The 18,858-nt window shown below is 65.0% G+C and carries 17 protein-coding genes and 1 tRNA gene; 10 read left to right on the top strand and 8 right to left on the bottom strand.

The features are described from left to right. Positions 1-74: 74 nt before the first annotated feature. The 3 genes from ACQPY4_RS01795 to ACQPY4_RS01785 all read left to right on the top strand — a co-directional run bounded on the left by ACQPY4_RS01795 (position 75) and on the right by ACQPY4_RS01785 (position 3,883). On the top strand, positions 75-2,216 hold the full coding sequence (locus tag ACQPY4_RS01795; protein ID WP_433331679.1) for a (Fe-S)-binding protein: 2,142 nt from the start codon (positions 75-77) through the stop codon (positions 2,214-2,216). Positions 2,217-2,342: 126 nt separating this feature from the next. Continuing rightward, a complete protein-coding gene (locus tag ACQPY4_RS01790; protein ID WP_433331677.1) occupies positions 2,343-3,089 on the top strand; it encodes an excalibur calcium-binding domain-containing protein in 747 nt (248 codons plus the stop codon). Between the two features lie 65 nt (positions 3,090-3,154). Next, on the top strand, positions 3,155-3,883 hold the full coding sequence (locus ACQPY4_RS01785) for a ZIP family metal transporter (protein ID WP_433331675.1): 729 nt from the start codon (positions 3,155-3,157) through the stop codon (positions 3,881-3,883). On the opposite strand, the gene ACQPY4_RS01780 is transcribed toward ACQPY4_RS01785, so the two are convergent. Both ACQPY4_RS01780 and dcd read right to left on the bottom strand, forming a co-directional pair. Next, a complete protein-coding gene (locus ACQPY4_RS01780; protein WP_433331673.1) occupies positions 3,861-4,661 on the bottom strand; it encodes an SAM-dependent methyltransferase in 801 nt (266 codons plus the stop codon). The two genes, ACQPY4_RS01785 and ACQPY4_RS01780, sit on opposite strands and share 23 nt — an antisense overlap. 463 nt (positions 4,662-5,124) lie before the next feature. Further along, positions 5,125-5,700 (bottom strand): dCTP deaminase, encoded by a 576-nt coding sequence (gene dcd, locus ACQPY4_RS01775; protein WP_433331671.1) that lies wholly within the window; start codon positions 5,698-5,700, stop codon positions 5,125-5,127. A 97-nt stretch (positions 5,701-5,797) separates the two neighbouring features. Between dcd and ACQPY4_RS01770 the strand changes: the two genes are divergently transcribed. The 3 genes from ACQPY4_RS01770 (at position 5,798) to ACQPY4_RS01760 (ending at position 7,678) form a co-directional block, all read left to right on the top strand. Further along, a tRNA-Gly gene (locus ACQPY4_RS01770) sits at positions 5,798-5,868 on the top strand. Between the two features lie 191 nt (positions 5,869-6,059). After that, the gene (locus ACQPY4_RS01765; RefSeq protein WP_433331669.1) at positions 6,060-7,100 is read left to right on the top strand and encodes an AAA family ATPase; all 1,041 of its coding nucleotides are present in this window, start codon (positions 6,060-6,062) and stop codon (positions 7,098-7,100) included. Beyond that, complete coding sequence (locus tag ACQPY4_RS01760; RefSeq protein WP_433331667.1) at positions 7,097-7,678, top strand: guanylate kinase; 582 nt, start codon at positions 7,097-7,099, stop codon at positions 7,676-7,678. The genes ACQPY4_RS01765 and ACQPY4_RS01760 overlap by 4 nt, the downstream gene beginning before the upstream one ends. Before the next feature lie 70 nt (positions 7,679-7,748). On the opposite strand, the gene ACQPY4_RS01755 is transcribed toward ACQPY4_RS01760, so the two are convergent. Then, complete coding sequence (locus ACQPY4_RS01755; RefSeq protein ID WP_433331665.1) at positions 7,749-8,618, bottom strand: helix-turn-helix domain-containing protein; 870 nt, start codon at positions 8,616-8,618, stop codon at positions 7,749-7,751. Positions 8,619-8,724: 106 nt separating this feature from the next. Continuing rightward, positions 8,725-9,144 carry an ATP-binding protein gene (locus ACQPY4_RS01750; RefSeq protein ID WP_433331663.1) on the bottom strand — a complete coding sequence of 140 codons (420 nt, stop codon included), beginning with the start codon at positions 9,142-9,144 and terminating at the stop codon, positions 8,725-8,727. Between the two features lie 939 nt (positions 9,145-10,083). On the opposite strand from ACQPY4_RS01750, the gene ACQPY4_RS01745 reads away from it, so the two are divergent. Then, on the top strand, positions 10,084-11,037 hold the full coding sequence (locus ACQPY4_RS01745; RefSeq protein WP_433331661.1) for an AAA family ATPase: 954 nt from the start codon (positions 10,084-10,086) through the stop codon (positions 11,035-11,037). A gap of 261 nt (positions 11,038-11,298) precedes the next feature. Here ACQPY4_RS01745 and ACQPY4_RS01740 read toward each other — a convergent pair whose 3' ends face one another. After that, entirely contained in the window at positions 11,299-13,725 is a 2,427-nt protein-coding gene (locus ACQPY4_RS01740) for a hypothetical protein (RefSeq protein ID WP_433331659.1), read from the bottom strand. A gap of 1,079 nt (positions 13,726-14,804) precedes the next feature. On the opposite strand from ACQPY4_RS01740, the gene ACQPY4_RS01735 reads away from it, so the two are divergent. Next, positions 14,805-14,936, top strand: a complete 132-nt coding sequence (locus ACQPY4_RS01735; RefSeq protein WP_433331657.1) for a hypothetical protein — start codon at positions 14,805-14,807, stop codon at positions 14,934-14,936. Next, positions 14,933-15,178, top strand: coding sequence for a hypothetical protein (locus tag ACQPY4_RS01730; protein WP_433331655.1), 246 nt, complete (start codon positions 14,933-14,935; stop codon positions 15,176-15,178). The genes ACQPY4_RS01735 and ACQPY4_RS01730 overlap by 4 nt, the downstream gene beginning before the upstream one ends. Before the next feature lie 158 nt (positions 15,179-15,336). Here ACQPY4_RS01730 and ACQPY4_RS01725 read toward each other — a convergent pair whose 3' ends face one another. Beyond that, positions 15,337-15,930: a hypothetical protein gene (locus tag ACQPY4_RS01725; RefSeq protein ID WP_433331653.1), complete on the bottom strand. Its 594-nt coding sequence runs from the start codon at positions 15,928-15,930 to the stop codon at positions 15,337-15,339. Between the two features lie 191 nt (positions 15,931-16,121). On the opposite strand from ACQPY4_RS01725, the gene ACQPY4_RS01720 reads away from it, so the two are divergent. Continuing rightward, positions 16,122-16,979 carry an NAD(P)-dependent oxidoreductase gene (locus ACQPY4_RS01720; protein WP_433331651.1) on the top strand — a complete coding sequence of 286 codons (858 nt, stop codon included), beginning with the start codon at positions 16,122-16,124 and terminating at the stop codon, positions 16,977-16,979. On the opposite strand, the gene ACQPY4_RS01715 is transcribed toward ACQPY4_RS01720, so the two are convergent. Beyond that, positions 16,951-18,174 (bottom strand): sensor histidine kinase, encoded by a 1,224-nt coding sequence (locus ACQPY4_RS01715; protein WP_433331649.1) that lies wholly within the window; start codon positions 18,172-18,174, stop codon positions 16,951-16,953. The two genes, ACQPY4_RS01720 and ACQPY4_RS01715, sit on opposite strands and share 29 nt — an antisense overlap. After that, on the bottom strand, positions 18,174-18,842 hold the full coding sequence (locus ACQPY4_RS01710; protein ID WP_433331647.1) for a response regulator transcription factor: 669 nt from the start codon (positions 18,840-18,842) through the stop codon (positions 18,174-18,176). Before ACQPY4_RS01710 ends, ACQPY4_RS01715 begins: the two co-directional genes overlap by 1 nt. Between the last annotated feature and the right edge of the window lie 16 nt (positions 18,843-18,858).

Genomic DNA, 18,858 nt, shown 5'->3' with positions numbered 1-18,858 from the left:
GGGCCCGGATGAAGTGCAGTCTTGCGCGAGCCCTACTCTGACTGCCAACGCCCGTACCTCAGGAGGACGGAACAGTGTTCTGGCTCACATTGCTGATTGGGCTCGCCGGTACGGCGGTCGCGCTGGCGCTCGCCGGACGGCGGGTGCGGTTCCTGGTGAAGCTGTTCAAGAGCGGCCAGCCCGACCCCGAGCGGACCCTGCAGGTCAAGCGTGACCCCAAGGGCGCGGTGGAGGGGCAGGCCGTGGAGGTCCTGGGGCAGCGCAAGCTGCTGAAATGGACCGTGGCGGGCATGGCGCACTTCGCGGTCATGTGGGCGTTCTTCCTGCTGGCCACCGTCTACGGCGAGGCGGCCGTCGCGCTGCTGTTCGGGCTCGACAAGCACATCCCGTTCCTGCAGACGTGGGGGCCGATCGGGTTCGTCCAGGACACCATCGCGCTGGCCTGCGCCGCGGGCCTGGCCACGTTCGCGATCATCCGCTGGAAGAACTCACCCGCCCGCCTGGACCGCGCGTCGCGGTTCAAGGGCTCGCACACCGGCGGCGCCTGGGTCATCCTCGTGATGATCTTCAATGTGATCTGGACGATGTTCTTCTTCCGGGGAGTCGCGTCCGCGTCGGGCAACCTGGCCTTCGGCAAGGGCGCCTACTTCTCCTACCTGTGCGGCAAGCCGTTTGAGAACCTGAGCCACGACACCCTTGAAGTCCTGGAGTCGATCGGCCTGCTGCTGCACATCGGCGTGGCGCTGATCTTCCTGGTCATCGTCGTGAACTCCAAGCACCTGCACATCTTCATCGCCCCGCTGAACGTCATGTTCAAGCGCCGTCCGGACGGCCTGGGCGCCGCGCAGCCGATGATGTCGGGCGGCAAGCCGCTGGACTTCGAAGAGGCCGACCCGGACGAGGACACCTTCGGCCGAGGCAAGATCGAGGACTTCACCTGGAAGGGCTTCCTCGACATGGCCACCTGCACCGAGTGCGGGCGCTGCCAGTCGCAATGCCCCGCCTGGAACACCGGCAAGCCGCTGTCGCCGAAGATGGTCGTCCTGGAACTGCGCGACCACGCCTTCGCCAAGGCGCCCTACATGCTCGCCTCCGAGGAGGAGCGCGCGGCGTTCACCGACGAGCAGAAGCAGGCGATGCAGGTCGACCGGGAGCTGGTCGGCGAGGACGGCGTCATCCACCCGGACGTCCTGTGGGCGTGCACCAACTGCGGCGCGTGCGTCGAGCAGTGCCCGGTCGACATCGAGCACATCGACCACATCCTGGACATGCGGCGCTTCCAGGTGATGATCGAGTCCTCGTTCCCGTCCGAGGCCGGCGTCATGCTCAAGAACCTGGAGAACAAGGGCAACCCCTGGGGCATGTCCGAGATGAAGCGCCTCGAATGGATCGAGGAGCTGGACTTCGAGGTCGAGGTCGTCGACGAGAAGCTGCCTGAGGAGACCGAGTACCTGTTCTGGGTCGGCTGCGCGGGCGCGCTGGAGGACCGGGCCAAGAAGACCACCAAGGCCGTCGCCGAACTCCTGCACATCGCGGGCGTGAAGTTCGCCGTCCTGGGCCCGATGGAGGCCTGCACCGGCGACCCGGCCCGCCGCCTGGGCATGGAGTTCGTCTTCCAGATGCTCGGCCAGCAGAACGTCGAGACCCTCAACGACGCCGGCGCCAAGAAGATCGTCGCGACCTGCCCGCACTGCTTCAACACCCTGGCCAACGAGTACCCGCAGATCGGCGGGAACTACGAGGTCGTCCACCACACCCAACTGCTCGCGCACCTGGTCGAGGAGGGCAAGCTCACGCCGGTCACCCCGATCGACGAGAACATCACCTACCACGACCCCTGCTTCCTGGGCCGCCACAACAAGGTCTACAAGCAGCCGCGCGACATCATGGCCCACGTCCCCGGGGTCAAGACCCAGGAGATGCACCGCCACAAGGACCGCGGCTTCTGCTGCGGCGCGGGCGGCGCGCGCATGTGGATGGAAGAGCGCATCGGCAAGCGCATCAACACCGAACGCGTCGACGAGGCCCTGGAGACCAACCCCGACACCGTCTCCACCGCCTGCCCGTTCTGCCTGGTCATGCTCGGCGACGCCATCAACGAGAAGAAGAACGAGGGCGCCGCCAAGGAATCGCTGGAAGTCGTCGACGTCTCCCAGCTGCTCATCCGCTCCATCAAGGGCGAACCCGCCCCCAAGGAGCCCGCCGCGGCCGAGTAAGGCTTCGCAACGGCCCCGGCCTCCCTTACGGGGGGGCGGGGCCTTTTGGTTTACCCGGTGTCCGAGAGCGGATGTGACCTGCTCTGGCCGGTCTCATTGGGGTGCGCGGCCCCTAGCGTTTGCCGAATGAGATCCGCATTCTTCCTGGTCTCGGCGCTGGCCCTCGCGGGCTGCGGCTCGCCGGCGGCCGACGCCGACACGACCCGCGTCGCCGACTACACCGGACGCCCCCTCGACGCCGCCAAGGACCACGCGCGCGACGCGGGCTTCACCACCAAGTCGCACGACGCGACGGCCGGGAACGCGGGCCAGTGGGTCGACGGCAACTGGAAGGTCTGCTTCCAGCGTCCGGCCCCCGGAACCGAGGCCGTCCCCGACCGGACGAAGATCGACTTCGCCGTGACCCGCACGGAACTGCGCTGCCCGTCCGCCGACGGCCAGGCCGTCGCGTCGTCCTCGCCGACGGCCTCGCCGTCGGCTTCGCCGCGTATGCCGGACGTCGTCGGCCGCACCTACCGAACGGCCGCCGCGCTGCTCCGCAGGGCCGGGATCGACGACGTCCAGACGGACGGCGCCTACGCCGACGTCCCGCCCCCGCCCGACCCGTCCACCTGGAAGGTGTGCTTCCAGGAACTCGAGGGCGAGGCCGTAACCCTGTGGCTGGCCAAGCCAGGCAGCCGCTGCCCAGCCGTCCGTGGCACCGACCAAGCCCCCGCGCCCAAGCCCACCCGAACCCGCAAGCCCCCATCCGCGTACTACCCGAACTGCGCCGCGGCCCGCGCGGCAGGAGCCGCCCCCGTCCATCGAGGCGACCCCGGCTACGGCCGCCACCTCGACCGCGACGGCGACGGCGTCGGCTGCGACCGAGGCTGACGGGTCAAGGGATCTGTAGCGGTTCATTGGCACGCCGAGGGGGCGCGGCGCGGTAGGACCGGGGCATGGCGGTGCTCTGGGCCCTGGCGGCCTTCCTGATGACGCTGATCGGCGGGCTCGTCGCGATGCGCGTCCGCGACCGGCGGCACCTGGTGCTCGGGCTCGCGGGCGGACTGATCCTCGGCGTCGTCGCGTTCGACCTGGTACCAGGTTCGCTGGACATCACGTCCTCGACGGTGCTGGGCGTCCCGTCCCCCATGCTGGCGTTCGCGGCCGGGTTCCTGCTGCTCCACATCGTCGAACAGGCCGCCGCGATCCACCGCGCCCACGAGGGAGAGTACGCCCCCCACCGTCACGCCCACGGCCGGACGGGCTTGCTCGCCGCGTCCGCCCTGGTCGGGCACAGCTTCATCGACGGCCTCAGCATCGGTCTGGGGTTCCAGTCCGGCGCCGAAACCGGGGCGTTCGTCGCGCTCGCCGTGATCGCCCACGACTTCGCGGACGGCTTCAACACCGTCACCGCCGCGTCGCTCGGCCGCTCCGGTCGTCCGGCCCTGGTCATGCTGCTCCTGGACGCCGTCGCCCCGATCTTCGGCGCCCTGGCGACCCTCCTGGTGGACGTGCCGGAGGGCGTCCTCGGGCCCTACCTGGGCTTCTTCGCGGGCGTCCTGCTCTACCTGGCCGCCGCGGAAATCCTCCCCGAGGCCCACAGCCAGCACCCGAGAGTCCTCACGCTCTGCTGCACACTCGCGGGCGTCCTGGCGGTCATGCTCATCGTGGGGACGGCCGAGTGATCCGCGCGACCGCCGCGTACTGCGCGACGACCTCCGAATCATCACGCCACTGAGCACACGACACCAGCCCCGGCTCGACCAGCTCAAGCCCGTGCAGGAACCCCTCGATCTCCGCCCCCGTCCGGGCCCTGATCGGCGGCTTGGCATTCTCGTTCCAGAACCGCATGGCCTCCACGTTGCCCCGTCCGCCCAACTCCAGCGTCGGATGGGTCAGCGCGAGGTAACTCCCGTCCGGGACGGCCTCGACCAGCCGGTCGACGATCCGTCCGGCCTCCCGGGTGTCAAGGATGAAGTTCAGAATCCCCAGCATCATGATCGCGACCGGCTTCCCGAAATCGAGCGTCTCACCCGCCCGCTCCAGGATGGTCTCCGGATCATGCGCGTCGGCCTCCACATAATCCGTGGCGCCCTCGGGAGTACTGGTCAACAAAGCCCGCGCATGCGTCAGCACAAGCGGATCGTTGTCGACATAGACCACACGCGCCTCGGGCGCCACCCGCTGCGCCACCTCATGCGTGTTGTCGGCCGTCGGAAGGCCCGTCCCGATATCGAGGAACTGCCGGATACCCGCCTCACCGGCCAGGAAGCGCACGGCCCGTCCCAGGAAAGCCCGATCCGCCCGCGCCACATGGACGATGTTCGGATACATCTGGAACACCTGGTCGCCCACCTCGCGGTCGGCCAGATAGTTGTCCTTACCGCCAAGCCAGTGATTCCACACCCGCGCGTTATGAGCGGTGCCGGTCTCGATCCCCTTGGAGCCCATGGTCTTCTTCATGCCCCTCCGAAGAACAGATCATCAGCCCCGCCAACAAGAACCCGACCCCACCAGGCGGACGCCGACGCCAAACCTAAGCCGCCCCCACCCCCAACACCAGAGCAACGCCCTCACCCACCCTGACCGCACACGGTCAACCCAGAACCACCGCAGCCAATGAAGACCGCCCCCAGCCGCCTCCATGGCAGGCAAGCCAAACCCCGCCCAACCCCAGTCGTCGACCCCAGAGCGCCATCCCTGCACCGAGACACCCATCCAGCCGGAGATGACCCGCCAGCCCCCACACCCGGACGTCCCGGGCACGCGACCGCCAGCCCCCAGACCTGAGGCCGCCAGCCCCAGAACCCACGCCGCAGCACCGGCGACACCGGGGGCAGCAACCTCTCGCGTCCACCCCCACCCCCACCCCCACACCCACATCCACTCCACCTCCGCACTCACGTGCACCGGAGGGGACGGCGGATCACACCTTCGTGCGGTGGAAGTTCATATAAGAACGCGAAGGGGTCGGTCCCCGCTGATCCTGATACCGCGACCCATACCGCTCAGACCCATACGGGTACTCGGCCGGGGAACTCGTCCGGAACAGGCACATCTGCCCGATCTTCATCCCGGGCCACAACTTGATCGGCAACGTCGCCACGTTCGACAACTCGAGCGTCACATGCCCACTGAACCCGGGGTCGATCCACCCGGCCGTCGAGTGCGTCAGCAGCCCCAGCCGTCCCAACGACGACTTCCCCTCAAGCCGCGCCGCCAGATCCTCCGGCAACGCGAACACCTCATACGTCGAGGCCAGCACGAACTCCCCGGGATGCAGAACGAACGCCTCGTCCCCGTCCGGCTCCACCAACCGCGTCAGATCCACCTGCTCGACCGCCGGATCGATGTGCGGGTACCGATGGTTCTCGAACACCCTGAAGTAGCGGTCCAGCCTCACGTCCACACTGGACGGCTGAACCATGCTCGCCTCGAACGGGTCGATCTTCACCCGTCCCGACTCGAGCTCGGCCCTGATATCGCGATCGCTGAGCAGCACGCCGGAAACGCTACCGCCAAGCCACCCCCACCGCCCAACGCGCCACAGTCTCCGAACATCCGGTACGCTAACAACCGGGCAGTCTCAGACGGCCCAAGCGGGTGTGGTTCAATGGTAGAACTTCAGCTTCCCAAGCTGAAAGCGCGGGTTCGATTCCCGTCACCCGCTCTCCCAAGGCCCAGGCCGGAGCCCCACCTCCGCCCGGGCCTTCGTCATTCAACCCCCAAAAGCAAGGCCCTCGCTACCGCTCGGACAGCCCCATCGGGGGCTCCCGCCCCCAAACCCCCAAGGTGGGGGGCTCCGCCCCCACACCCCCCGAACCACAACGCACTCTCCTAATTGGCTCATAGGCTGCTTGAGTGACCGCAATCAAGCAGCGCCCCGGGTGGCAGCCCCTCAGACTTCGCGAGCAGCGCGAGGCGCGAGGTCTGAGCCTTGAGTCCGCCAGGGACCAGTTGCGTCAAATCGCCGAGCGGGCGGATCTACGCGTCGCGGCCAACCTCCAGACCTTCTGGGGGCACGAAAACGGGACCGTCTACCCAGATCCGCACTATCGCCGGGCGTACTGCCTGATGTACCGGGCGTCCGAGCCCGACCTAGGATTCCGGCTCCCTCTTCCCGGGGAGCATGTCGCCCAGGTCGCCGCCGTCCCCGTCCCCAGGCCCGCCACCCCACCGGCAGCCACCGAGACGGCCGCGGTCACCATCTCCAACGGACTCGACCAGGTCACCGACGCCAGCCAAGATCGAGACTCCGCAGCTGGCGACGTCCTGAAGGACCGGGTCGTCAACGCAGGGCGAGGGCGCGCCCTCACCGATGGGACGAACAAGCCCGTCCTGGTCCTGGTCGGCGGCTACGCCGGATCAGGCAAGACCGAGTTCGCCCGCTTCCTGGGCGACGTCTCAGGCTGGGCGTTCCTCGACAAGGACTCACTCACCCGGCGCCTGGTCGAGAAACTCCTGGTCTCTCTAGGCGGAAGCCAGCACGACCGCCACACCGACCTCTATCTGAACGAGGTCAGACCCCTCGAGTACAAATGCCTGATGGACACGGCGAACGACAATATCGACTGCGGGATCTCCACAATCCTCGCCGCACCCTTCATTACGGAGCTGAACGACCCGGCGTGGCTTGAGCGCCTCACCAACCGGTGCAAGTCCAAGGGCGCCGAGGTCGCCGCGATCTGGGTCCGCTGCGACATCGACTCGATGCGCGAGTACATCGAGTTCCGCGACGCCCCCCGCGACGAGTGGAAGCTCGAACACTGGGAGGACTACACGCGCGGCATCAACACCGAGAGCAGCCCGCCCAGCGTCCACCTCACCATCGACAACCGCCAGGGCGCCGCGATCAGCATCGCCGACCAGACCAGAGAGGCCCTGCGTAAGATCCTGGGGTGACCAGGCAAGGCGTGATCCTCTACGGCCCACCAGCCAGTGGCAAGGACACTGTCACAGCCGCCTTGAGCGGCCAAGACGACAGGTTCGCTCTACTGCCCAAGCTCAAAGCCGGGACCGGCCGAAGCACCGGCTACCGTCACGTCACGCCCGAGGAACTCGATGCCCTCCACCACGCAGGCCGCCTGATCGTCGAGACCCAGCGCTACGGCAACCGCTACGCCGTCGACCGCCAGGACGTCGAGCACATGACCCGGGCTGGACGAATCCCGATCATCCACATGGGTAACCTCGCCGATGTGGCAGCGCTCCGTTCCGCCGTCCCGCTGGAGTGGACAGCCGTCCTCCTCTGGATCCCACGCGCAGTATCCGCCGAACGCTCCAAGCACCGCGGGGACGTCGACACCCCCAAGCGCATCCAAGCCTGGGAGGACACAGACGCAGAGATCCGAGCCACCGGGGAGAAGCCCCCATTCGACCTGGCCATTCACACCGACCAGACCGAGCCCACCGACGCGGCCCGCCGCATCATCCGCGCCGTGGAGCTTAGGCAGTCACCGAAGGCCAGCCCGGATTCATGATCGTCGCCCAACCTTTGCGGCATGATCGGTTCCACCAGCCGCGGGGAGTCGCCAGCCAGAACAGCACCCTTCAAGAACTGCTCCGAAGCTCGCCAATCAAATCAGTCAGGAGTCCGAGACTTGCCGCCGCCGAAAGTGCGACCTCGCGAAGGGATTCATACTGTCTGCTATACGCCGCCACATCGTTGGGCTTGATGTGTACGATCTCCGTACCCAATGTGTCAATGAGTACTATTGATGGGTCGTTAGGGTCTGGGAAAGTGTAGACAGAGAACGCCGCGTCAGGCAGCGGGCGGCCCGAGAAGTCAGCGGCAAGAGGCATTATGCGCAATGTGATGTGAGGGTGCCGCGTTGCTATCTCGCTCAGGTGCCGGAGTTGGCCGATCATGACCTGAGGCGGTGCAGTCCGGCGACGCATGACGATCTCGTCGATGACAACTTCATACCTGGGGCCTCCTGACGCCAAAAGCTGCTTCTGGCGGTGAAGCCGCGCTTCAAGCGCTCGCTCAGGAGCGCAAGAAGCGTCTGCCCTGGGCATGGCTGTCTCGATGAGGAAGGACGCGTAGTCACGAGTCTGAAGACAACTTGGGACCTTGAACTGACTGTACTCACGAATGGTCGCCGCACCCGATTCTACGTCAGCGAACAAACACTGACGGGAGTCCATAGCGTCACCGAAACTGGTCCACCAGCCCTTTTCTGCGGCACCTCTGGCGACGTGGATAATCTCGTTCCGCTTGTTGCCTTCCACCTCAAGACAGTCGAGAATATTCATGATCTCGCCGACATTGGGGCGGACACGGGCGTTCTCCAGCTTGGAGATCTTCATCCGTGACATGTGGAGCAGGCGAGACAGCTGTTCGGCAGTCATCCCGCGATCTTCACGCAGGGTGCGCAACTCGGCAGCCAAACGTTGCCGTCGCACGAACGGGCTGTTCACCGGATGTCCTCCACCACACCCATCAGGAAATACGTCATATCGTCTACCTCTCTTCGTCGTGAGGTCCTTAGAGTTTGGCAGCTCAGAGCGGCGCCACACGCAGAGGCTAACGAGATGCGCCTATGGCAAACCAAACCGTGCGACCTGCTTCGTCCTCATAGCATCCCCAGGAGTCGCAGGACGCCTCCAGAATCAACAAGCCTCGCCCGTCCTCGGAATCAGATTCCGAACCACTCGCCACGCGAGGCTCCTTGGCCCTTGACCCGTGGTCGACGACTTCAACACGAACCGATCCCGAGGATTGGACAACCACCAAGAGGATCGTGCCGCCCAGCTTTGCGGAGTCCGAATGAACGATTGCATTCGTAACTATCTCACTTGCACAGAGTTCGGCAGTGTCGATCAATGCCTCCGGGCACCCAGTCAAGATCCGGCGAATCGCTCGACGAGCCCGAGCAACCTCGGTCTTGACGCAGCGGAGCGGGACAATCCTGATGGTCAGAGGGCCTGAAGTCACAGACGTCATCTCGATCTCCGCCCATAGAAGGCATCAACCTCATCCATTCCCGCCCTGACCGCTACCGGGGTCGCTCCCCGCACCCGATGATCTTGAGGCAATCCACGCAGAGGGCCACCCTTCTGATCACCGCTCATCGAAGCCTCCACGGGCCCTAGGAGTGATTCCCCACAAGGCAAGCAACTCCGTAACAGTCCCTGCTGCCCCCCAGCTCTGCGAGCACGGCCCCAGCCAAGCGCCCGTACCGGACCGGTACCACCAGTACCGCTCAGCCCGGACGACGAGAACGCTTTCGCCGACCCGGGGCAGGAACTCGGAGAACACATCCAGTACGGGCGGAGACTGGCCGTACCGCTTGCGCGTTACCCACCCGAGTCGCTCAAGATCTCGGGCCAGCCGATCAAGACGACGGCATTTCCAACCTTCGATGAAGGAGGCCAGCGCGACCGATGCGCCCGGGGGGAGAGCCCACCGGCCGCGCTGACTGTTCCCCCCTTGGGGCCGCTTCCTGCTCAGCGGCCCCTTCCGGTGACTCGCCGGGCATTCCATCGCGGCCCGTCACCGGGTCTCCCTCCCCGAGAGCCCGAGCCCGGTCCTCCGCCAGTGCCTCCCTCAGCACCATGCTGCCCCGAGCTATGCCAGTCGGGTCAACACCAGCCCCCAGGCCACGCAAGCTGGCAACCCAGTCCCCCGGAACTCCGTCCCAGCGGACCGCGCACCAGAGGTGATGGCCGGGGAAGACACGGCGCAACCGAAGCAGAACCAGGTCGGTTGGTAGTGAAGTGGCAGTCATGTCGGGAGACCTCACGGTTCGTGCACGAATCCACTACTAGGCAGCGGAATCATTCGCAGGACTGGAGTGCTCTCAACTTCCCGCACGGCCGCATTCGACAAAGGAGCCTGACAGGGGGCCAGGAGGGGGCCAGACTTGTGCAGGGAGGCGACGCCATGACCACGGAGCGACGCAAGGAGTTTGGCGCCTACTTGGCACGCCTACGCGCAGGCCGCAGCCAGCGCGAGCAAGCCGAGCTGCTCTGCCAGCTGGCAGAGTCCGCCACCCTCACCCGTAACGAGGTATCGCGCTGGGAACGAGGCGAGCGCATCCCAGACGACTGGTTGCCCCACATCGCCCGCGCCCACGACGTCCCACTTCACGTCCTGGAACGCAAGGCCGCCCACGCCCGCGGCGTCGAACGCGCCACCAGCCGTCCGCCCTTCGACCTGACGGCGTTCTTCCCCGACAACGGGACGCTCAAGTCCCGCATCACCGACGCCTGGCACGGCCGCGCAATCGCCAACGCAGGCGCCGGCCCCACCCTGGTCCTGGTCGGCGGCTACGCCGGATCAGGCAAGACCGAGTTCGCCCGCTTCCTCGCCGACCTCTCCGGCTGGGCCGTCCTGGACAAAGACGCCCTCACCCGCCGCATGACCGAACGCCTCCTGATCTCCCTAGGCGGAGACGCCCACGACCTAGGCGGAGACGCCCACGACCGCCACACCAACCTCTACCAAGACGAGGTTCGCCCGCACGAGTACCGCTGCCTTATGAACACCGCCTACGGCAACATCGAGTCCGGTGTCTCGATCATCCTCGCCGCCCCGTTCATCACCGAACTCAACAACGCCGGTTGGCTCCCACGCCTCACCCACCGCTGCCACGCCCAAGGAGTCGACGTCACCGCCATCTGGGTCCACAGCGACCTGGAAACCATGCACGAGTACATCGAGGTCCGAGACGCCCCCCGAGACACCTGGAAGCTCTCCCACTGGGACGAGTACACCAGCAGCCTCAACACCGAAGGCCCACCGCCCGGCGTCCACTTCACCATCGACAACCGTCTAGGCGCCGCCACCAGCCTCGCCGATCAAACTCGCAAAGCCCTACACAAGCTCACCAACTAGGCACCACGCTCGCGTGGCCAGGGCTCGATGAGAACTTTCTCTACGGTTTCAAGGGCGCCGCTACGCGCCGCCTGCCGCATCGATGCGCCGGGCGTGCGGCCTCTTCGGGCCGGTCCCGACGCATCGATCCGGCAGGACTAGCAGCGAAATGGTACAACCGAACCGCTGCGCCCAAGGTTCGTGCTGCTGGAACGTCGTTTCTAGCGGACGATGCGCCGGGGAGCAAACCTATGCCTAGGCAGCGGAGGCAGATGGATAATCTCAATGGAGGCGTTCATTAACCGTAATAATATCGTCGGTGATGCGTGCACTAAATTCGCGCCAGTTGAACTTTGGAGAATTCAAAACCGGCTCAAGTGATCGCCATTGCTTATCCAAGTAAGCGCGAAGATACTCTGATCTCGCAAGCCGTTCAGACAAAGATTGCGCATCCCCAATAAGAACCCTATAAGCATCGTCCACGATTGGAGTATCAGTAACCATCGCATCTAGATATGCAAACATCCCGCCGAGCATCCTCGCTGTATATACTCCGGCCGAGGTTACACGCAAATGCTCTCTGCTGCTGGTCTTGCCAGCGCGGGGAGCCCGCTCTAGAAGTCCCTTGCGCACAGCTCGTTCAATTGCCCACGTCACTTGCTCGGCAGCGAATCCCAGCCCTTGCCCGAAGGTGTAAACGTCGTCGGTCGGGACATAGCCCTCGGTCCCCGTGTTGTCACCATCAACCTCAACATGGCACAGCAAGAGAGCAAGAAGGAAGTGCTCGCGACCATCCGGCTGGGAGATGTCAAACAGGTTGACTATCGGGGAAGCTTCTGGCTCGTAGTATTGATAGTCTCCATAAATTATCGCCCGCAAGAAGTCATGCAAGCGAATCGTGTAACGAGAACCCCTCTCGTATGAGCCAATAATCTTTTCTGTATTGATGTGACCGCTGCCGATGAAAGCCGAGACAAAGTCGAGTGCTCGACGAATATTTCCAGCGGAAAGATTGTCAATCAGTTCCACTAGATCCCGATTTTCTTCGAAGTTCTCCAAGAGGACGCTGAGGTATGCCTTCAAGGACTCCGAATCGATGGTCACACCTTCGGGAAGGCTCGCAACTCGGGATGCGTCACGGAGCTGTTTGAGCGCAAATGCCACTCGGCGTTTAAGAACAACGTCCACTCTGGGCGGCGAGATCGTGAACACTCGAGGCTGGTATGCAGTGAGGGTTCCCTCGGTCCGCGAATGATAAAAAGTATCAGGGCGAATCGAGACGAATACGGTGGCGGGCCAACCACTCGCCAGCGACTCGGCGATCAGAAATACACTCTCCTGAACGTCAGTTGGGTGCTGATCGATATTGTCCAGGAAAATAACGACTTGCTTGCGCAGGCTTCCGCGGATGTGCTCTAGACAGGCCCGCAGGTGAGTGGGGCGATCCTCAATAAGGCGTACCAGATAGCTAATGCGCTCTCGCTGATAGCCAATCTCGTCGACGGACCTGAGTCGACCGTAAGGACTTTTATCGAAGCGGTTGAGTTCACCATGGTGAACCGCTTCAATGAAGTCATTCTCAAATACGTCAATCCCGTACTTCTCGCGGAGCTGAGAGATGATCTCTTCATGCACAAGACGGAGAAGCTCGTCTCGCGAAGAGGGCGGCCTGGCACCAAAGTCCACGTAGAGAGCAAAAGATTCCTTGAATACGTCCTTCGCATCCACATGCAAAAGACGTCGAATAAACATGGTTTTACCCACGCCTACATCCCCAAGGAGAATGATAGGGCGTTTACTCAGGCCCGCCGCAAGAACATTGCCTGCCAGGTTGGGATTGATACCCTTCCTAGTTGTCGCGGACTCTGTTTCGTAGTCAGCGCCATCCTCGTGCAGCAGCGAATATCGATTCTCAAGGATCTGCTTGCTGAGCATCGCATATTGAGAAAGAGCGCCGCTGGAGGCATATGTCTCTTCTAGAAACTCCTCTTGGAGTTCCTCCACGCGTGTGAGGTCTTCGATGAATAGTTCAGCAAGGATTTCAAGTCCAACTTGGGTGTCGTTCCGGCGCTTATACCTGGGATAGCCAGAGATGTTTGCTGAGAGCGGCAATGGGGCTGAAGGCTTCTCACCTTCTCTCAGAGTCAAAAAGAGATTTCTCGATTCAACTCCAGGCTTTGAGAGGTTATCCCAGAGGAGCCGAAAGTTTTCCCGCATTGAAGAAAGGCTAGGAAATACCAGAGCAGTGCCTTCAAGAGGAGGAACTCCATCCGTTCTCACCCCCAAGAATGCAACAATCTGATGCCCATTCGAGACAGCCGCAAGCGGAACACTTTGGCTTGCGCTGTATCGCGCAGCTTGCTGTAGTGCCTTTTTAAGCTGTCTTCCTCCGTCGCCGTCCAGCAAGGAACTCAGGCGTTGTACGGAGGATGTTATTCCGGAGGGAAGAGAGAAATGAAGCCCTTCACGCTTAGCTTCTATAATCAAACGCGTGAATGGGCGCCCTAGGGCATAGTCGAGATATTCGCCATCTGAAGACTTCTCAGCTTCAGTTTTTTCCAAGGGCCAGGCCAGAACATTTTTCAACAATTGATCTATTAGATGGAGGCGAGTTGTTGCCTCGTTCCTGTTGAGATCAGCTGAATTGTCCTCAGCCCAAGCTATAAGGGCGTCAAGAGCTTCCTTGCCCTGTTCATATGGCGTGGCCAACGTCTTACTCCGGCTTCCTGGCAACCTGCTCAGCGGGCTATTTCCTGTTCAGCGGCGATCTAGGCAAGCTGTTACAGCCCCCTGGAACGTCTCAGCCAGCAGGGCCGACAGTAGCTAACGTGCTGACTTAGCCACTAGGAGGATATCAGCGCCCAGTTTGGGGAGCGATGCCCGGTGTCCTCGGCTCCATCCTAGTCGTAAGCATCTCAGGCGAGGTCCAGCTCACGAAGGGTTCTCGGGCTAGCTTGGCAAGTCCGCCTGGTGCCGGGGCGCCGGTGAGGGGCACGGCAGGAGGCTTCGCTGAGAGGGGTCTCTAGAAGGTGATGTTTCTGTCGGGTTTGAGGTGACTTAGGTTGTCGGCCATCGGCTACGGCTTGACTTGGATCATCAAGGCGATCTTGCTCGACTCGGGTCCGATGGGGGACGTGGGCCCGGAAGGTCAACCTGGCTGAGCTGTTGATGCTTGGTCATTATCTATGAGTCGCCCCAGCAGCACCTTGGTTGGGATCAGGCTGAACGTGCCCGAAGCGGGGGCTTCGCAGCCCCCAGCCCCCCGCGGCCCGGAGCACTCATCCGCGCGAATCTGTCTGTCACACCGTCTCGCCGTTCGCGCGGATGAGCGCTCCGGATCAGTAGTGCCCGTGCGGGAGGTGTGCGGGCTGGGGCACGTGAGGCTAGCTTGTGCAGGTCGCGGGCTTGATCGGCGTGCAATTAGCGTGCAATTAGGCAGGGTGATCAAGGGGCAGTAGCGGTCACCTGCGATAGGGTCGGAGGCCAGGTCAGGGGCCCTGGTGGGTGGGATCGGTTTGGTTCCCAAGCTGAAAGCGCGGGTTCGATTCCCGTCACCCGCTCTCCCAAGGCCCGGGCGGAGCCATCTCCGCCCGGGCCTTCGCCCGTTAAAGGCCCTCGCTAACGCTCGGACAGCCCCATTGGGGGCTCCCGCCCCCAAACCCCCAAGGTGGGGGGCTCCGCCCCCACACCCCCTCCAGAGCCAGTCTTACGTGCCACCGCGCCCAGGCCTTCCCTGGGCACTGGCAGGTGGGGTTCCCTGGAGTGAAGGGCTTCGAGGAGGGCACGCCGTGAGTGAGGGAGACTGCCGCACCTGCCACGGACAGGATGGATGGTGGGAGTTCGGCAACGGCCAGCCCGGCAAGGCCAAGCCCAAGCAGTGGATCAAGTGCCATGACTGCGGCGGGAGGGGGAAGAAGTGACCGACGACCCCTGGGACGGTCCCACATGCGCCGAGTGTGGAGGCAAGGGCGAAGTCGTCTTCACGCGCGGCAACCACTGGATGAGCGTCGAGTGCACGGCATGCCACGGCACCGGCTTAGCCGACGCTCAACCCCAGCCCCGGTACCGGCCGGACGGCTACCGCATCCCCGAGGACGGCGAGGAGTACGACCCCGAGGTCCACGGCCCCATCCCCTCCTCCCCTTGGGCCCGTCCAGACTGAGCCCGCCGTGGCCACCAACCCCGGCTCGCTGCGGCCCTCGCACCTCCAGAGCCAGTTCGCAAGAACGTTGAGGGCTGCGGCAGAAAGGCACGCACCCGAAGCCGGATATGACCCGCGCACGCTACGCGCTCGTCTTGAGGGGCGAGCAAACACCCTGGTCAGAGTTTTCCCGCTAGTAGCACGGTACGGTGACCGCCCAGCTGTCGGCCGACCTCGGCGACAAAGTCCTGCTTCAGCTCCGGCCAGTTCCAGAACGTAAAGCCGAGGTGGCCCAAGGCGAAGTAATCATCCGCCCATTTCCAGGTGGACGGCTCCACGGGCTTGGCGCAGGACGGGCACGCGATGACGCCGTCGCCTCCTTCCGACCATTCCGTGAAAACCTTGCTGAACGGGGCCCAAGCCTCGTCGATCGGCTGCCAGAAGTCGTCGACGAGCCGGATCTCACTCGTGCAGTGCGGACAAGTCACCGCCACCGGGTCGCCCTGGCCCGCATCAAAGATCGTGCGTCCCACGGTGATGTCCAGGCCGTTGGCCCACAGGCCCTGCCACCCATCCTCCGACGACGGGTCCTCCAGCGCCTGCCCGACGGCGGGCCCGGGCGGATGACCATTCTCGGCCCCCAGCACGCAATCCGTGCGTTCGGCGAGGACGATCCCCCCGGATATCAGCCAGTCCCGCACCCTGACCGCGAGGCCGTCCGCGTCCTCCGCGCTCGCCTCGACATCGACGATCCTCTGAAACCAGTCGCCCATCTACCGTCCTACCTCCGCCGGGAACAACAGAGCTGGCTCAGGTTCGGCGTCACCCTGGCCGCCTTCGCGAGCCTAGCGAGTACTGCCATTCAGGCAATCGGCAAGGGGGCTGCCTAATGGACGTCGGCCACGACATCGCGCTGTGGGGGGACCGACAGTGGATCGACAGGGCGGGCGCGCAGGGTGGAGCCATGACTCCTGTGACCATCATCGGGCTTGGACCCATGGGCCAAGCCCTCGCCGAAGCCTTTGTTCGCTCCGGGCATCCGACGACCGTTTGGAACCGCACCGCGAGCAGGGCGGACGCGCTCGTCGAGCAGGGCGCGGCCCTGGCCGCCTCGCCGGGCGAAGCGATCGCGGCGAGCCCGCTCGTGATCGTCTGTGTTCTTGACTACGACGTGGCGCTCGGTGTCCTGGCGCCTGAAGCCGGGGTGTTGAAGGGGCGCACGCTGGTCAATCTCACCGCCGACTCGCCTGCGCGGGCTCGGGAGGCCGCGGGCTGGGCGGGGGAGAACGGGATCGAGTATCTCGATGGCTCGATCATGAGTCCGGCGGCCACGATTGGCACCGATGATGCGGTGATCCTGTTCAGCGGCCCCGAAGGGGTCTACCGCGGCCATGAGACGACTCTGGCGGCTTTGGGGGGTGCTCGTCATTTCCTTGGGGCCGATCCGGGGCGGGCGGCGGCGTTTGATGTGGCGTTGGTCGATATCTACTGGACGGCGGTGAGTGGGGTTTCTCATGCCTTCGCGCTGGCTGAGGCGGAGGGGATCCGGCCGCTGGAGCTTGTCCCGTTTGCTCAGGGGATCGCTGGGCTGCTGCCGGTGTCGATGTCGATCTTCGCTGAGGAGGTGGAGCGGGGGGAGTTCCCGGGTGATGCGTCCAGCGTGTTCTCGGCTGCCGCGGGGATGGAGCATGTGATTCATGCGGCTGAGGCGCACGGGATCGATTCGGGGGTGATGCGGGCGGCCAAGGACGTCGCGCAGCGGGCTGTCGACGCCGGTTATGGCGGTGACAGTTTCAGCCGGTTGGTTCGGCTTCAGCGGTAGGGCTGAGTGGGAGCAGCGCTTGCATGCGGGTGCCTTGGGGGTGGTCGGCCAGGGTGAGGGTGCCCTGGTGGGACGTGGCTATGTCGCGGGCTATGGCCAGGCCCAGGCCGGAGCCGCCCTTGTCGCGGGTGCGGGCGTGGTCCAGGCGGGTGAAGCGGTCGAAGACCTTCTCGCGGTGTTCGTCTGGGATGCCGGGGCCGTCGTCGGTTACGTCCAGGACGGCCTCGCCTTCGCTGGGTGTCAGGCGGACGCCGACCGTGGTGTGGGCGTGGCGGACGGCGTTGTCGACGAGGTTGGCGACCAGGCGGCCGAGCTGGTCGGGTGAGCCCTGGACCAGCAGGTCGGGTGTGAGGTTCAGGGTGACCTTGATTTCGGGGCGCGGGCGCTTGCGGGTCGCCTCTTCGGCGACGAGCTGTGCGAGGTCGATCTGCTGGTCGCGGCGGGGTTCGCCGGCGTCGAGGCGGGCCAGGAGCAGGAGGTCGGTGGTCAGTGAGGTGAGGCGGTCGACGTCGGCCAGGGCCTCGGTGTCTCCGGCGAGTTCGAGGCGGGTGCGCAGGATCGTCAGCGGGCTGCGGAGTTCGTGTGCGGCGTCGGCGACGAACTGACGGTGCGCCTCCACGGCGGTCTGGAGGCGGTCGAAGGTGCGGTTGACGGTTCTGGCCAGCGCGCCGATCTCGTCCTGGGAGCCCGGTTCGGGGACGCGTTCGTGCAGGTCGTTGGCCGTGATGTCGGCGACCTTCGCGCGGATCGCCGAGACCGGTTTGAGTGCTCGCCCGACCGCCGCCCAGGTGAGCAGGGCGACCAGGGCCAGGAGGAGGGGGACGCCGGGGATCAGCAGGTTGCGGAGGGTCGCCATGGCGTGGTCGGCCGGGGCGAGCGACGCCCTGCCCTGGACGGTCACGGTGCCGCCCGGCGTCGCCACGGTCGTCTGGGCGACCGTGTAGCGTCCGGTGCCGTCCTGCCAGCTGGAGATTCCGGTCAACGGGCCGCTGATGACGACCTGGGTGTCGGGCGCCACGTCCACGGAGTTGTGGGTCAGTGCCCCCGCGGCGGCCTCGGCCTTGGATTCGGCGACCTCGCGGGTGCTCTTCTCCAGGCTGGCGTTGAGCGCCCAGAACAGGGCGAGCGCGGCCAGGCCGAGCGCGACGGCGACGGTGCACGTGGCGGCCAGGGTGGTGCGCAGCCGGACGCCCATCACGCCTCCAGCCGGTATCCGGCGCCCCGGACGGTGACCAGCGAGGTCAGCCCGAACGGGCGGTCGATCTTGCGGCGGAGCGCGCTGATGTAGACGTCGACGACGTTGGAGTCGCCGTCGAAGGTGAAGTCCCAGGCCTTCTCCAGCAGCTCGGTCCGGCTGACGACCTCCCCCGGGTGGCGGGCCAGGCAGTGCAGGATCGCGAACTCCTTCGGGGTGAGCGAGATCTTGACGTCGCCCCTGCTGCAGCGCATCCCGGCCGGGTCGACCTTCAGGTCGCCGAGGGTGAGGACGGCCGGGCGTTCCTGGCCGCCTCGGCGCAGCAGGGCGCGCATCCTGGCCAGCAGGACGACGAACGAGAACGGCTTGGACAGGAAGTCGTCGGCTCCGGTGTCGAGCGCTTCGGCCTCGTCGTATTCGCCGCTCATCGCCGTCAGCATGAGGACCGGTGTCCAGACGCCCCGTTCGCGGAGCTGCGCACAGACCGCGTAGCCGTTCAGTTCGGGGAGCATCACGTCCAGGATGATCACGTCGTACGGGTTCTCCCCGGCCATCCACAGGCCGTCCCGGCCGTCGAAGGCCAGGTCGACCGCGCAGCCCTCGCGGGTCAGTCCGGCCTTGAGCAGGTCGGCGAGCCGCCGTTCGTCTTCCACCACGAGTACGCGCACGTCCGCCACAGTGCCC

Origin of the sequence: Spirillospora sp. CA-294931 (assembly GCF_050946795.1) — a bacterium.
Lineage (GTDB): Bacteria > Actinomycetota > Actinomycetes > Streptosporangiales > Streptosporangiaceae > Spirillospora.
This window is presented reverse-complemented; position numbering and strand designations above follow the sequence as displayed.

What these genes read in the sequence shown, in the direction of transcription:
- ACQPY4_RS01790 (WP_433331677.1), top strand. Translation starts at nt 2,343, where the DNA reads ATGAGATCCGCATTCTTCCTGGTCTCGGCGCTGGCCCTCGCGGGCTGC.
- ACQPY4_RS01785 (WP_433331675.1), top strand. Translation starts at nt 3,155, where the DNA reads ATGGCGGTGCTCTGGGCCCTGGCGGCCTTCCTGATGACGCTGATCGGC.
- ACQPY4_RS01780 (WP_433331673.1), bottom strand. Translation starts at nt 4,661, where the DNA reads ATGAAGAAGACCATGGGCTCCAAGGGGATCGAGACCGGCACCGCTCAT.
- ACQPY4_RS01750 (WP_433331663.1), bottom strand. Translation starts at nt 9,144, where the DNA reads ATGACGTCTGTGACTTCAGGCCCTCTGACCATCAGGATTGTCCCGCTC.
- ACQPY4_RS01745 (WP_433331661.1), top strand. Translation starts at nt 10,084, where the DNA reads ATGACCACGGAGCGACGCAAGGAGTTTGGCGCCTACTTGGCACGCCTA.
- ACQPY4_RS01725 (WP_433331653.1), bottom strand. Translation starts at nt 15,930, where the DNA reads ATGGGCGACTGGTTTCAGAGGATCGTCGATGTCGAGGCGAGCGCGGAG.
- ACQPY4_RS01720 (WP_433331651.1), top strand. Translation starts at nt 16,122, where the DNA reads ATGACTCCTGTGACCATCATCGGGCTTGGACCCATGGGCCAAGCCCTC.
- ACQPY4_RS01715 (WP_433331649.1), bottom strand. Translation starts at nt 18,174, where the DNA reads ATGGGCGTCCGGCTGCGCACCACCCTGGCCGCCACGTGCACCGTCGCC.